The sequence below is a fragment of the Pseudomonas sp. Sample_11 genome, assembly GCF_004307505.1.
Classification (GTDB): domain Bacteria; phylum Pseudomonadota; class Gammaproteobacteria; order Pseudomonadales; family Pseudomonadaceae; genus Aquipseudomonas; species Aquipseudomonas atacamensis.
Genome location: NZ_RCOD01000006.1, coordinates 1 through 14,121, shown reverse-complemented (window position 1 = coordinate 14,121; position 14,121 = coordinate 1). Strand labels below are relative to the sequence as shown.

General features: G+C 60.2%; 14 protein-coding genes. 11 read left to right on the top strand and 3 right to left on the bottom strand.

The genetic code is table 11. The annotated features are described in order from the left end of the window. Window positions 1-263: 263 nt before the first annotated feature. The gene (gene yihA, locus D8U60_RS01335) at window positions 264-908 is read right to left on the bottom strand and encodes a ribosome biogenesis GTP-binding protein YihA/YsxC (protein WP_039757139.1); all 645 of its coding nucleotides are present in this window, start codon (window positions 906-908) and stop codon (window positions 264-266) included. Between the two features lie 191 nt (window positions 909-1,099). Here yihA and D8U60_RS01330 point away from each other — a divergent pair, with 191 nt between their 5' ends. The 7 genes from D8U60_RS01330 to D8U60_RS01295 all read left to right on the top strand — a co-directional run bounded on the left by D8U60_RS01330 (window position 1,100) and on the right by D8U60_RS01295 (window position 8,366). Next, window positions 1,100-1,405 carry a c-type cytochrome gene (locus D8U60_RS01330; protein ID WP_016772347.1) on the top strand — a complete coding sequence of 102 codons (306 nt, stop codon included), beginning with the start codon at window positions 1,100-1,102 and terminating at the stop codon, window positions 1,403-1,405. Between the two features lie 30 nt (window positions 1,406-1,435). Beyond that, window positions 1,436-2,047 (top strand): c-type cytochrome, encoded by a 612-nt coding sequence (locus D8U60_RS01325; RefSeq protein WP_071173954.1) that lies wholly within the window; start codon window positions 1,436-1,438, stop codon window positions 2,045-2,047. A gap of 199 nt (window positions 2,048-2,246) precedes the next feature. Continuing rightward, window positions 2,247-2,888, top strand: coding sequence for a thiol:disulfide interchange protein DsbA/DsbL (locus D8U60_RS01315; RefSeq protein WP_016772349.1), 642 nt, complete (start codon window positions 2,247-2,249; stop codon window positions 2,886-2,888). Between the two features lie 14 nt (window positions 2,889-2,902). Further along, window positions 2,903-3,781 carry an endonuclease/exonuclease/phosphatase family protein gene (locus D8U60_RS01310; RefSeq protein WP_024014985.1) on the top strand — a complete coding sequence of 293 codons (879 nt, stop codon included), beginning with the start codon at window positions 2,903-2,905 and terminating at the stop codon, window positions 3,779-3,781. Then, the gene (locus tag D8U60_RS01305; protein WP_130899316.1) at window positions 3,778-5,793 is read left to right on the top strand and encodes a GGDEF domain-containing protein; all 2,016 of its coding nucleotides are present in this window, start codon (window positions 3,778-3,780) and stop codon (window positions 5,791-5,793) included. Before D8U60_RS01310 ends, D8U60_RS01305 begins: the two co-directional genes overlap by 4 nt. Window positions 5,794-5,894: 101 nt before the next feature. Next, window positions 5,895-6,677, top strand: a complete 783-nt coding sequence (locus D8U60_RS01300; protein WP_130899315.1) for an N-acetylmuramoyl-L-alanine amidase — start codon at window positions 5,895-5,897, stop codon at window positions 6,675-6,677. Window positions 6,678-6,752: 75 nt separating this feature from the next. Continuing rightward, complete coding sequence (locus D8U60_RS01295; RefSeq protein ID WP_076564816.1) at window positions 6,753-8,366, top strand: EAL domain-containing protein; 1,614 nt, start codon at window positions 6,753-6,755, stop codon at window positions 8,364-8,366. Here D8U60_RS01295 and D8U60_RS01290 read toward each other — a convergent pair. After that, window positions 8,363-10,153, bottom strand: a complete 1,791-nt coding sequence (locus D8U60_RS01290; RefSeq protein WP_024014981.1) for an ATP-binding protein — start codon at window positions 10,151-10,153, stop codon at window positions 8,363-8,365. The genes D8U60_RS01295 and D8U60_RS01290 overlap by 4 nt on opposite strands. 10 nt (window positions 10,154-10,163) lie before the next feature. Next, window positions 10,164-11,510, bottom strand: a complete 1,347-nt coding sequence (gene algB, locus D8U60_RS01285; protein WP_024014980.1) for a sigma-54-dependent response regulator transcription factor AlgB — start codon at window positions 11,508-11,510, stop codon at window positions 10,164-10,166. Window positions 11,511-11,940: 430 nt separating this feature from the next. On the opposite strand from algB, the gene D8U60_RS01280 reads away from it, so the two are divergent. From D8U60_RS01280 to D8U60_RS01265, 4 genes are all read left to right on the top strand, one after another. Beyond that, on the top strand, window positions 11,941-12,225 hold the full coding sequence (locus D8U60_RS01280) for a hypothetical protein (RefSeq protein WP_122880233.1): 285 nt from the start codon (window positions 11,941-11,943) through the stop codon (window positions 12,223-12,225). Window positions 12,226-12,299: 74 nt separating this feature from the next. Next, window positions 12,300-12,464: a DUF1328 domain-containing protein gene (locus tag D8U60_RS01275; protein WP_003177151.1), complete on the top strand. Its 165-nt coding sequence runs from the start codon at window positions 12,300-12,302 to the stop codon at window positions 12,462-12,464. A 2-nt stretch (window positions 12,465-12,466) separates the two neighbouring features. Continuing rightward, window positions 12,467-12,931 (top strand): inhibitor of vertebrate lysozyme family protein, encoded by a 465-nt coding sequence (locus tag D8U60_RS01270; protein ID WP_130899314.1) that lies wholly within the window; start codon window positions 12,467-12,469, stop codon window positions 12,929-12,931. A 715-nt stretch (window positions 12,932-13,646) separates the two neighbouring features. Continuing rightward, a partial coding sequence (locus D8U60_RS01265) for a cation:dicarboxylase symporter family transporter (RefSeq protein ID WP_130899313.1) occupies window positions 13,647-14,121 on the top strand: 475 nt, incomplete at its 3' end.

The following is a 14,121-nucleotide window of genomic DNA, read 5'->3' as shown; positions in this document are numbered from 1 at the left end:
GGCTGGTGAAGCCCTTCGATGCTCCTATGTTGTGTTAAGTGTTGGCAGATATCTGAACCCCGCCCTAGCGGTTCGGAACTTGAACCCCGGAATTTCTCCCTCCCCAATGAAATCCGGGGCTTTTTTTGCCCAAAAATCGGCTGAAGCGCGGCCATGCTGCGTTAAAAGCATCGCTAAAAAAGCTCTTTCAGGTCCCCTGAACTCCGCTTTTTAGCGCTACTTTCGCCTTGCCTGACAGCACCACAGTCAGTCTTGAAATTGTCTTACTCGGCTGCCGCCTCGGCGCCTTTGTCTGCCAGTTCCATCCAGTCGGCCAGTACAGTGTAGGCCTCTTCCAGGCCCATGCGTTTTGGTGCGGAGAACAACTGGATGGTGATCGAGTCGCCCCAGCCCTTGCGGATTTCCGACTGTACTTTCAGCAGGGTGTTCTTGGCTGCGCCGTAGGTGAGTTTGTCGGCTTTGGTCAGCAGGATGTGCATCGGCATGCCGGCGGCGACGGCCCAGTCGAGCATCAGCAGGTCGAAGTCGGTCATCGGATGGCGGATGTCCATCATCAGGATCAGACCTTTCAAACTCTCCCGACCACCGAGGTAAGCCTCGAGGTGGCGCTGCCAGTGTTGCTTGAGCGGGATCGGTACTTTTGCATAACCGTACCCCGGCAGGTCGACCAGACGGCGATCATCGTCTAGCTTGAAGAAGTTCAACAGCTGTGTGCGACCCGGAGTTTTCGAGGTGCGCGCCAGGCTGGCGTGGGTCAGGGTGTTCAGCGCGCTGGATTTGCCGGCGTTGGAACGACCGGCAAACGCCACTTCGAAGCCTTCGTCGTCTGGGCATTGATCGACTTTGGCGGCACTGAGCATGAACGTGGACTGTTGGCACAGGCCGAGGATGGGATTCTTGAGTTGCATGGGATTTCCGATGTGGGCGGCGCCGGGATTGGGCGCGGAACGCGGTGTCGCTTCCGTTTCAGTGACGCCAGTATATAATGCCGCAGATTTTGTGTGTGCTTTGTCCCAGCGAAGGATGAAGTTCACGAGAGCGACAGACTTTGATTGCGCATTAGAACGCAGAACGCTCTCAACCCTGAAAAGGTCGTTTTATGACGAAATGGCTGCTGGCTGCCGGAGTCTTGATGCCGCTTTACAGCGCACAGGCTACACAGGATCCGGAAGCTGTGTACAACCGTGTTTGTGGTGCCTGTCATTCCGGCCAACTACCCATGGCGCCCGCAAGAGGCGATCAGGAAGCTTGGACGCCGAGGTTGGCGAAAGGTATGGGGACGCTGGTGCAACACGTGACCCAGGGTTTCAAGGCGATGCCGCCGCGTGGTTTGTGCATGGACTGCAGTGCCGAGGATTACCAGGCCATCATCCTGTGGATGAGCGAGAGTAAGCCCGGTCCATAACTTAACCCTTAGCCGTAGTTGGATTAGCTGATGAACAAATTGATCGTGAGTCTGCTGTTGACCGTGGGAATTTCAGGTGTCGCCCATGCTGCCGGCGATGCCGCAGCAGGCCAGGCCAAAGCTGCCGTGTGCGGAGCCTGTCACGGCCCGGACGGCAACAGCATGGCGCCAAACTTTCCGAAACTGGCAGGTCAAGGTGAACGCTACCTCGACAAGCAATTGCACGACATCAAGTCGGGCAAGCGCGTGGTGCTGGAAATGACCGGGCTGCTGACCAACCTGAACGATCAGGATCTGGCCGACATCGCCGCATACTTCGCCAGCCAGAAAGGCAGCGTCGGCGCCGCCGATCCGAAGATCGTCGCTCGCGGTGAAGCGCTGTTCCGTGGCGGCAACCTGGAAAAAGGTCTGCCAGCCTGCACCGGCTGCCACTCGCCGAACGGCTCCGGCAATGCTGCAGCAGGCTTCCCCCATCTGGGTGGCCAGCACGCTCAATACATCGCCAAGCAACTGACCGATTTCCGCAAGGAAGAAGGCGGTCGCGCCAACGACGGCGACGCGATGACCATGCGCACCATCGCACGCAAGCTGAGCGACGAAGACATCGCTGCGGTTTCCAGCTACATCCAGGGCCTGCACTGAGGCCCTGAATCGAGGGCTGAGCGAGGCGCGCAGCGCCGGTCACGTTAACGCTCGATTAATCCTTCGCAGCAAGTATAAAAAGGGTGGCTTTGGCCGCCCTTTTTTGTGGCCGCTGCCGTTACACTACAGCACTCATGCCCGCCAGGATCTGTGTCGCAACAGGTCGAGCGAGGCGACCCAAATTGTTCAGGAGTAAAGCATGCGTAATCTGATCATCAGCGCCGCCCTCGTCGCTGCCAGCCTGTTCGGCGTCACCGCCCAGGCCGCTGAAGCCCCTGCCGCCCCTTACGTCGAACTGGCCAACCCGGTGCCGGTGGCAAAGCCTGGCAAGATCGAAGTGGTCGAGCTGTTCTGGTACGGCTGCCCGCATTGCTACGCTTTTGAGCCAGTGATCAATCCATGGGTTGAAAAACTGCCGTCCGACGTCAACTTCGTGCGCATTCCCGCCATGTTCGGCGGCCCATGGGATGCTCACGGCCAGATGTTCCTGACTCTGGAAGCCATGGGTGTCGAGCATCAGGTACACAACGCCGTGTTCAACGCGATCCAGAAAGAGCACAAGAAGCTCACCGACAAGAACGACATGGCTGACTTCCTCGCCACTCAAGGCGTGGACAAGGACAAGTTCCTCGCCACTTTCGACTCGTTCGCTATCAAAGGCCAGATCGTCAAGGCCCGTGAGCTGGCGAAGAAGTACGAAATCACTGGCGTGCCAACCATGATCGTCAATGGTAAATACCGCTTCGACATCGGCTCTGCCGGTGGTGCCGAGCAAGCATTGAAGCTGGCTGACGATCTGGTCGCCAAAGAGCGAGCGGCTAACAAGGCTGCTGCCAACTAAGCGCGGCATTCGCCATGCGCCGCTGGAAGTCCGAACGCATCGTTGGCCTGCATGATCCGCAGGTCAACGAGCATCATCTGGCGTCTACGGGCCTGCCCGCAGACCAGCGTCTGCGCTTGCTCAGTTTCAACATTCAGGTCGGCATCAGCACCGAGCGCTATCGGCATTACCTGACCCGCAGCTGGCAGCATCTGCTGCCGCACACCGGGCGTTCCGGCAATCTGCAAAAGATCGGCGACCTGCTCGGCGACTTCGATCTGGTCGCGCTGCAGGAAGCCGATGGCGGCAGCCTGCGTTCAGGCTACGTCAATCAGGTCGAACATCTGGCCCACCTCGGCGCCTTTCCCTACTGGTATCAACAACTCAATCGCAACCTCGGTCGACTGGCCCAGCACAGCAATGGCGTGCTCAGTCGCCTGAAGCCGTGGGCGATCGAGGATCACCCGTTGCCCGGCCCGAAAGGTCGCGGCGCGATCCTGCTGCGCTTCGGCGAAGGTCCGGAGGCACTGGTGGTGGTGATGATGCATTTGGCCCTCGGCGCGCGGACGCGCAGCCTGCAACTGGCCTACATTCGTGATTTGATCAGCGGCTACAAGCATCAGGTGCTGATGGGCGACATGAATACCCATGCCAGCGACCTGCTCGAACACTCGCCGTTACGCGATCTCGGCCTGCTGGCCCCGCAGGTGGAAGCGACCTTCCCCAGCTGGCGCCCACAGCGTTGCCTTGATCATATTCTGCTCAGCCCGACCCTGACCCTGGAAAAGGTCGAGGTGCTGGCCCAGCCCATTTCCGATCACCTGCCGGTCGCGGTGGAAATTCGTCTGCCGGGTTCGCTCACGGCCGACGCATTGCCCGCGTTGAGCCCTGCCCCTCGCGGAACCTGTGAATGAGCGACGACGCCCAGCGCTGGAAAGAGAAGTACCTCAAGAGCATCGAACAGCAGGACAAGCTCGAACGCCGCTGGGCCGCGCGACTCGACCTGCTGCGACGCGGTCTGGTGCGCAGCACGCTGGCGGCCGAAGGCACCGACAAGGCTGTCGATCAGTGCATGAAAGAAATGCGCGAAGTGGTGCGTACCGATGACATGGACGCCGGCCTCGCCGCCCTGCTGCCGCGCCTGGAAAAAGCCGTGCTCGACTCCGAGCAGCGCCGTGAGACCCGCATTGATCAGGTCAGCACCGCGCTGACCGCGCTGGTCACCCAGTTGCAGGCCCTGCCATTGCCGCGCGAAGTCGCGCAACCGCTGAAGAAATTTGCCAAACAACTGGACAGCCGCGTCGGTCAGGCGCGGGAAATGCCACTGCTGCTGAGCGAACTCAGTGGCTTGCAGGGCAAGGCCTTGAGTCAGTTGGAAACGCCTGCCGAGCCGGGTCGGCCGGGGCTGTTGCAGCGTTTGTTTGGCAGCCGTGACGGTGAGGAAGCCGTTGCACCGGCGGCCGACATACCAGCAACACCAGTGCCGCAACCGGTCGAAGCCCGGCAACCTGAACCGGAGCCTGCGCAATCGGCACCGGTGGCCGAGGCTGAGCCAGCGATCGCAGCGCCCGAGACCGTCATCGAAACGCCTGTCCAGACGCCGCCTGATGAGCCGCAAGTCGTTGCGTTCGCTACGCCTGTGGTCCCCGTTGAAGCCGAGCCAGTGCAGGTTGAACCAGCCCCTGACACCGAGATGACCGTCGCTGCGCCAGCAACCGAGGCGTTCAACCCCGATGAACTGATCCACCCCGGCGATACGTCGCCGCTGATCCTCGATAGCCTGCCCTTGCCCGAGCCGATCGCTCAGGCCTTGGCCGCCATCGACCCGGAGCAGTCGGAGCACGACATCCTCTTCGCTCTGCCGGATTCCCCGGAGCCGTCCTACAGCTCCGTGGCCAGACATATCGAAGACACGCTGATCGGCCTGCTCGACGACCTGACCCTGCCCGAGCGCCACCGGCCGCAAGCCGAAGCCATGCGCGAGCGGCTCAAACACGGGCTGAACTGGTACGAACTGTTGCCGATCCTCGACGATCTCGCGACTTTGATGCTGGCGATTACCGATAGCGGTCAGCACGAATTCGAAGCCTATCTGCAACAGCTCAACGAACGCCTCGAAGCGTTTCAGAGCAACCTGCAAGCGGCCAGCGAAGGGCATGCCGACAACAGCTCGGCGGCGCGGGCCATGGACACGCAGATTCGCGAGCAGGTCGACGGCTTGCAGAGCAGCGTCCAGCAAGCAGCCGACCTCGATGACCTCAAGCATGTGCTGGAGAATCATCTGGAAGGCCTGCTGGGAACGATGGATCAGCACCAGAAGCAGCGCGACGCCCGCGAGCAGGAAGTCGCCGCCAGGTTGAAGAGCCTGTCGGAGCGAGTGGCGCATATGGAACAGGAAGCCATGGGCTTCCGTGAACACCTTGAAGAGCAGCGGCAGAAAGCCCTGATCGATCCGTTGACCGGCCTGCCCAACCGTGCGGCGTGGAGCGAACGCCTTGAGCATGAAATCCAGCAATGGCAGCAGCACGGCAACACCCTCAGCCTGGCCATGCTCGACCTCGATCACTTCAAGCGGATCAACGACAGCTATGGCCATCTGGCCGGCGACAAAGTGCTGAAGATCATCGCCACGGTATTGCGCAAACGCCTGCGCGGCTCGGATTTCATCGCCCGTTTCGGCGGTGAGGAGTTCGTGCTGTTGCTGCCCGCGACGCCACCAGCGGTGGGCGCGAAACTGCTGGAAACCCTGCGCGCGGCGATCGAAGCCTGCCCGTTTCATTTCAAGGGCGAGCGAGTGACTATCACCATTTCCATGGGACTCGCGTCATTCCGCGTGGGAGAACACAGCGATCTGGTGCTGAAAAGAGCCGATCAGGCGCTGTACCGAGCAAAAAACGCCGGGCGCAACCGAGTCGAGCTCGGCTAAGGCAATTGTTCCATTTTGTTTAAATCCGCCCGCTGGCGGACTCTGAGCAAATCCGTACGTTACACTGTTGCATTATCGTTTTCAGCGTATCGTCCTCTGCCATGAAATTCCTTGCCCTTGTTGCCTCGCTGTTCGTCCTCGCTGGTTGCGCCAGCGGCCCGCGTTACGACACCAGCCACCCTTCGGCCAATTACGACAGCCGCATCCAGTTTGTCGTGGTGCATTACACCTCGGCGTCGCTGGAGCGCTCGCTGCAATTGCTGACCCATGGCGACGTCAGTAGCCATTACCTGATCGGCGATGACAAGAGCGCCACCGTGTACAAGCTGATGGACGAAAACCAGCGCGCCTGGCATGCCGGCGAAAGTCAGTGGCAGGGCCGTACCTGGCTGAACTCCAGTTCCATCGGCATCGAAATCGTCAATCCCGGCTACAAGGACACCTCGACAGGGCGCCTGTGGTATCCGTACAGCGAAGCGCAGATCCAGTCGTTGATCACCCTGCTCAAGGACATCAGCAAACGCAACGGCATCAGCCCGCGGCACATCATCGGTCACAGCGACATCGCGCCGTTGCGCAAGCTTGATCCGGGGCCACTGTTCCCCTGGAAACGTCTCGCCGCCGAAGGCCTTGGCCTGTGGCCGAACGAGCAAGCGGTGGCGCGTCAGCAGGCGGTGTTCAACAGCAACCCGTTGCCGGAGATCGGCTGGTTCCAGGCGCAACTCGCGCGTCTGGGTTACGACACACCGCAGACCGGCGAGCTGGACGTCGCCACGCGCCACGTCCTCGCCGCGTTCCAGATGCATTACCGCCCTGCCCGCTTCGACGGCACGCCGGATGCGCAAACCGCAGCACTTCTTCTGGTCCTCAATCAGACAAAATAATGACGCCCGCCCGACGGTCAGGGCGAAATCGCAATCAGCAGCTATAACTCATGGTAATTCTTCGGAAAATCCCTGATGGCTGCGACCCGAGAGACGCTGCGTAGCTGGTTTTATCGCCCTGTTTTTTTGGCGATGATCGCGGCTGTCCTCAGCGCCAGCCTGCTGATCGCCGGCGGTATGTTCGCGGCGATGCGCCAGATGGAAATGCGCGAGAGCCAGGAAATGAACGCCCAAGGCGAGCGTTTCCTCGCGCGCCTCGAACAATTGTTCGGCCAGTTGCGCGAAAGTCTCGACGACCTTGAAGCCCAGCCCTTGCGCGGCTGCGACGAAGAAATGATCGCGACCCTGCAGCAAGTCACCTTCAACTACCGCTTCGTCTACGAAGCCGCATATATGGACGCTTCGCGGTTCTGCTCCAACCGTCCGCGCCAGGAAGGATTGTCGTTGGTGCGCGCGCCGGACATTCAGGGTCCGACCTACAGCTATTGGCTGAACACCACCACCGAACCCGATGAAAACCGCGCGGCGCTGATGCTCGGTCGCGGCAATTTTCGTGTCGCTACCTCGCGTGGACATTTGACCGACATGGTCGATCTGTCGTCCGGCAGCAGCCTGCTGGTGGTACTCGATCACGGCACTCGCGCGATTCCGGTGCTCGGCACCGCACAGACCTGGCCACCGACCGAACCCTGGCCACCGAAGAGCCCTGATGCGCTGCAAGTCACGCAAACGCGGCTGATCTATCGCATGCCCACCGACAACCCGGAATATCAATTGGTGCTGATTACGCCGCGCACGGGCATGCACGTCCCGGCGGTGTGGTGGTGGCTGTTGCCGGTGTGCCTGATCGCCGGCGCCGTTGTCGGCTTTCTGACCTTGCTGCTGGTGCGTCAGCGCCAGTCGCTGGATGCCGAGCTGCACGGGGCGATCCGCCGGGGTGAGTTGCAGGTGCTGTATCAGCCGATCTTCGATCTCGACAGCCGCAACTGCGTCGGCGCCGAAGCGCTGCTGCGCTGGCGGCGCCCGGACGGCACGCTGACCAGCCCCGACCTGTTCATTCCCATGGCGGAGAACACCGGGCAGATCCGGCAGATGACCGACTTCGTCTTGCAGCGTCTGCTCGAACAGCTGGGGCAGCTACTGCGCGCCAATCCGCAGCTGTATATCTCGGTGAACCTCGCGGCCTGCGATGTCATGGTGCCGCGCATCGGCCAGGTCATGGCGCGGCTGCTCGCGCTGCACCGTGTCGCCGCGCGGCAGATAGCCTTCGAAGTCACTGAGCGGGGCCTGATTGATGTGGTGGTGGCGCGGGAAAACCTGCAAGCCTTGCGCGACGTCGGCCATCAGGTGCTGATCGATGATTTCGGCACCGGCTATTGCAGCCTCGCCTATCTGCAGACCTTGCCAGTGGACTGCCTGAAGATCGATAAGGCGTTCATCGATGCGCTCGGCCACGACGCAGCGAGCAGCGGCGTCGCTCCGCACATCATTCACATGGCGCAGGCGCTGGATCTGAAAGTGATTGCCGAAGGCATCGAGCTGGAATCCCAAGCCGCACTGCTCAGCAGTGAGGGAGTCAAGTTTGGTCAGGGCTGGCTGTTCGCCCACGCACTGAGCGCCGTGCAGTTCATCGAACTGATCACCCGTGGACGACGTCTGGCCGGACGGCGTATGGACGATGAAGCCTAAACGGCCAGCGCCATGTAGAACTGGGTGCCCTGCCCCGGCCGCGAATAAACGCCCATGCGCCCGCCGTGCAACTGGACGATTTCCTTGCACAGTGCCAAGCCGAGCCCGGCGCCACCCTTCTTGCGCCCGACCTGCACGAACGGCTCGAAAATCCGCCCCTGCTGGCCGTAGGCAATGCCTTCGCCATTGTCTTCGACACTGATGATGACCCGCTCGCCATGGCGGCGCGCCTGCAGCCGGATCTGCCCGTCGCGGGCGGTATGGCGCAAGGCGTTGTCGATCAGATTGTCGAGGACGCGATCGAGTTGCGCCTGATCAGCCTGCAACCTCGGCAGCGGGCCTTGAATCTCGACGTTCAGCGCCACACCTTTGGCCGCAGCCACGTCGGCAAAGCGCAGTTGCGCCTGCTCCAGCAGGTCCTCAATGGAACATGGCGCCAGGGTGAGTTTCTGTAGACCGTTCTGGTAGCGCGAGAAATTCAGCAGGTCGTTGATCAACTGCATCAGGCGCTGCATTTCTTCGTTGACCGTATCCAGCAGGTCAGCTTCGCGCGATTCCGCCGGGAACTTGGCCCGCTCGCGAAACAGTCCGAAGGCCATGTGCATGCCGGTGACCGGCGTGCGCAGCTCGTGGGAAGCGCGCAAGACAAACTCACTGCGCACGCGCTCGAACGCGCGTTGCTCGGTGACGTCGTGCAGCACCATCACCGCGCCGAGAATATGCCCCTGGGTATGACTGACCGGCGTCAGGCTGTAGGTCAGCAGGCGCGATTCGCCATCGACTTCGATGCTCAGATCTTCCGGCGCGCGCTCCAGCGTGCCGCCGCGCAGGACCAATTGGAGTTGCGCATCCAGCTCCGGACGGCCGAGTGCAGTACCCAGGCCTTGGCCGAGCCGGTCATCTTCCCAACCCAACTGGCGCTGAGCAACAGGGTTGAGGTGTTCGAGCTGGCCCTGGCGATCAATCATCAACAAACCGTCGTCGATACTGTCGAGCACCGCTTGCAAGCGCTGCTGACCGGCCAACAGTTCGTCGACATTCATCGCCTGGTGTTCGCGCAGCGCCTCGGCCATCAGGCCGAAGCGTCGCGACAGCAGGTTGACTTCCATGGCCGTGGAAATCGGCAGGGTCACGTCATAGTTGCCCTGGCCGATGTTGTCGGCAGCCTTGGCCAGCGCTTCGATCGGCGCGCCGAAGCGTCGGGCGATGCCCTGGGCGGTGACGAAACCGATGATCAGCACCGCCAGCCCGACCAGGCCAAGCAGCCCGGCAATCAGCAACGCGCGTTCACGGGCAGCGTGCTGGACCGCGTTGATGGTTTCCAGCGCATGTTTGTGCTCAGCAATCAGGCCATTACGAAGAATGTTGAAGCGCTCGCGGAAATCCGCGGTGGTACTGGCGTTCTTCGCCGCTTCGGCGGTCACGTCGAATGAGGCGAGGAAGTTCAGGTAGTCGGCCTTGGCCTGGCGGAAACCGTAAGGCTGGCCATCGCCCTCCTGCTGCTGGGCGATGCCTTGGTCGAGCAACTCGAAGTAGTGCTGTTTGGACGCTTCGAACGCAACGGGATCGGGTTTTTCGGCGAGCATGATGATCAATTGATCACCGAGGGTCTGGCGCAGCTTGAGGCCCAGATCCAGGGTGACGAAGTTGCTGCGCACCAGCGCTTCCTGTGACCCGGCCATCTGCATCACGCTGACCAGCCCGAGCAAGAGCCCGAGCAAGGCCACGGTGATCAACGCAGAAATGCTCAGGAACAGGCGCGTGCGCAGCTTGATCGCCAGTTTCATCGCGCAGTGCTCACAGGTTGTACTGCTTGCGTTTGCGATACAGGGTCGAGGCGTCGATGCCGAGGGTTTTCGCCGCTTGGTCCAGAGTGCCGGCGGTGGCCAGCACCGCGCCGATGTGCGCTTTCTCCAGCTCGTCCAGGCTCAGCGCCGCGCCGACCCGTGGCGCGTTGTTGGCCGGTTGTTCGGCCATGCCCAGGTGGCTGATTTCCACGCGTTCCTGCGGGCAGATGATGCTCGCTCGCTCGACGACGTTGCGCAGTTCGCGAATATTGCCCGGCCAGCGATAACCGAGCAGCGCTTCGCGCGCCTCATCGCTGAAGCCGCGCGCCGGACGCGCGTACTCTTTGACGAAACGTGCAAGGAACCGATCGGCGAGGGTCAGGATGTCTTCGGCGCGCTCGCGCAACGGCGGCAGATGCAGGGTGATGACGTTGAGACGATAGAGCAGGTCTTCGCGGAAACGGCCGTCGCGGACCATGTCTTCAAGATTGAGGTTGGTGGCGGCAAGGATGCGCACATCGGCGCGGCGAGTGACCGGATCGCCGACCCGCTCGTATTCCTTGTCCTGGATGAAGCGCAGCAACTTGGGTTGTAAAGTCAGGGGAAAGTCGCCGATCTCGTCGAGAAACAGCGTACCGCCGTCCGCCTGGTTGACCCGACCCAAAGTACTCTCGCTGGCGCCGGTGAACGCGCCACGGCTGTGGCCAAACAGCTCGCTTTCCATCAGCTCGGCAGTCAGCGACGGGCAGTTGATAGTGACGCAGGATTTCTTCTCGCGCTTGCTCCAGCCGTGGATCGCACGGGCCAGTTCACCTTTACCGGTGCCGGACTCGCCAAGGATAAGAATGTTGGCGTCGGTGCTTGCGACCTGCCGGGCCGTTTCCAGCACGACTTTCATCGCCGGGCTGTGGGAATCGAGACCGTCTTTCGGTTTGCGGATCTCGCCTTCCAGCGCTTCAAGGCGCGCGGAGAGCTGGCGCACTTCCAGCTGCTTGGCGGTGGCCAGGCGCAGTTGATCAGGGCTGCACGGCTTGACCAGATAATCGGCGGCGCCAGCCTGGATGGCATCAACCGCGGTGTCGACCGCCGAATGGGCGGTGACGATCACTACGCGCATCCACGGCGCCTGAATGCGCATCTGCGCGAGGACGTCGAGACCGTTGTCCTCGCCCAGGCGCAAATCAAGGAAGCACAGATCGAAGACCTGACGTTGCAGCAAAGCATCGGCCTGGGCTGCGCTATTGGCGGTGGCTACCGTATAGCCTTCGTCTTCGAGGCAATAACGAAACGTACGCAGGATGGCGGATTCATCGTCCACCAGCAGAATGCGGCCTTGTTGCTCAGTGGCAGATTCCATTTTTCCTACGCTCCATAGTGATTAGTCTTGGGTTAGTCCCGGAAAAATCGGGCAAGTTGCATGGTTGATTCTGAACGATACCAGCCATAGGAGGGTAGCTCTCTACTGCCATAACGGCCAATTCATTGATTTCGTTGAGTTTTAAAACATTCTGCGTTTTGCAGGGCAGATCCTGCGTCCTCTTCTGACATCTGCGTACCGGTAGCAATTCCATATCATCGAAATTTCCCACGAAATAATCGTGCATTGCGCACGACCGCAGAAGAGCCATCGTGCAGGATGCGTCTCAGGAAATTTCTCAATCACGTATAACTCATTGTTTTCATTGGTTTTTTCACAGATGAAAAAACTGGCATGCAGGCTGCAATACCTCACTCAGCCCGGGCAGAAAACAGCACTGCCCCAACCGAACAAGCGTGAGGAACACAGGATGACTCGCCCAATCGCCACCCAAGTACGTATTTCGCCACTGCAGATCCAGCAAGGTCTGTTCGGTGTACTGGCGTTGCTGATCACCCTGATCGTCTGCCAGCAGTACATGAGCTGGGAAAACAGCCGTAAACCCGAGCCACTGATTTCGATGCAGCACAGCACTCAGACGCACTTCAGTGCCGTGAGCAGCAGCCAGGCCGAGAACGCTTCGATGCACATGATCGATGTCGACCAGGCGCAACCGCTGGATCAATTGCCACGGGAAGAGCGCTGGGTTTTCTAAGTCAGTGAATACATTCGGGCGCGTAGCGCCGGAAACCGGAAACACCCCTAAATAGAGAAGTAAGGAGAATCACCATGTTGAGCTGGGCAATTACATTCTTGATCATTGCCATCATCGCCGCCGTTCTGGGCTTCGGTGGTATCGCGGGCACCGCCACGGGTATCGCCAAGATTCTCTTTGTCGTGTTCCTGGTGATGTTCATCGCTTCCTTCTTCTTTGGCCGTCGCGGCCGAGGTTAACGATGATCGGTCTCAAGACATTGGCCGCCGCCCTGTTTCTGGGCGGCAGTGCCATGGCCATGGCGGCCAATGACGGCCAGACCCGGGTCAACGAACTGCTCGCCTCCGACGCGCAGTACCGTGAAACCTGGGAAGGCGTGATCAAAAAGGAAGAGCGCGTACCGGAATGGGTGATCAACCTGTCCGGCACTTCCGAGCAACAGATGCACGCCGTTACGGAAGATGGTGATCAGTATCTGGTCGGCCCGCTCTGCGAGAGTCAGGACAAGTGCCTGAATCACCGGTTGATCGTGGCCTTCAGCTTCGACAAGGATGACGCCTACGCCATGCTGGTCGATGTGCCGGAAGGTCTGCCGCAAGACAAGTCGCCGACGCGACACGCGACTTATCGCTTCTTCGGCAAACCTGATCAGGGCATGCAGGATCTGCTGATGGAAACCCTGAAGAAAGATCCGAAGTGGTACTGACGCAGGACGCGCAAAGGTTTCGAACACGAATGCAGCACCCCGCTGCTTTCCATTGCACCGCCCGATGAGGGTCGGTGCATGACCAGGGGGCCGGGATGTTCTGACTGATACAGGGTCGGAGTGACCTACGGGTACAGGGAGTACCTGCGCAAGGGCCGGGTCAGGGTAAAAGCTGCGCCGCAGGTTCGTCGACCCGGTGGTCTGACGAATCTGCGCTGGGCTTTGAATCCGCTAAAACATTGATCCAGCACGCCAAATTCCTTTTTTCAATCGTCGACACTGCGAGGAAAACATTTCGCGGTGTTTCCTGCCGACCGTATATCGACAAAGATCGCGCTCGTTCCGTGTGACTTCTAGTCTTGCGATTCAGACTTTTTCCGGAAATTTCCGCCGGTTTTACCTGTGCAAAATTTAACCAGCCTACGCTGTAACGGCCGGTTCACGGCACTTATGCTGGCACAAATGTCACAATCGAACCGCTTGGGACGCCAGTTTCAAATGAAAAAGCTCATGCCGATTAGGCATAGGGTAGGCGTTTACGGCATTAGACGGCGCCACCTTGCATCGGAATAGTTGCGCCTTTTTTCGCCTGCCGAAGAGCCGTAAACACGCGCTTCGGGGCACCTTATACGGAGGCAGATGCACAGACTTTTCCGCTGATGAGCGTTCCAGTTCCTGCATGTGCCTGAGTCAAACGCAAGTAAGGGTAAAGATAATGAAGAAGGCAAAAATCAGCCTCGCCTGGCAGATCCTCATCGGTCTGATTCTGGGGATTGCAATTGGTGCGTTGCTCAACCACTTCAGTGCCGAAAAGGCCTGGTGGATCAGCAACGTCCTGCAACCGGCAGGCGATATCTTTATCCGTCTGATCAAGATGATCGTGATCCCGATCGTCATTTCCTCGCTGATCGTCGGCATCGCTGGCGTCGGCGACGCCAAGAAACTCGGGCGTATCGGCCTGAAGACGATCATCTATTTCGAGATCGTCACCACCATCGCCATCGTCGTCGGCCTGGTGCTGGCCAACGTGTTCCATCCGGGCACCGGCATCGACATGAGCACTCTGGGCACGGTCGACATCTCGAAGTACCAGGCGACCGCCGCCGAAGTGCAGCATGAACATGCGTTTATCGAGACCATCCTCAACCTGATCCCGTCGAACATCTTCGCGGCCATGGCTCGCGGCGAAA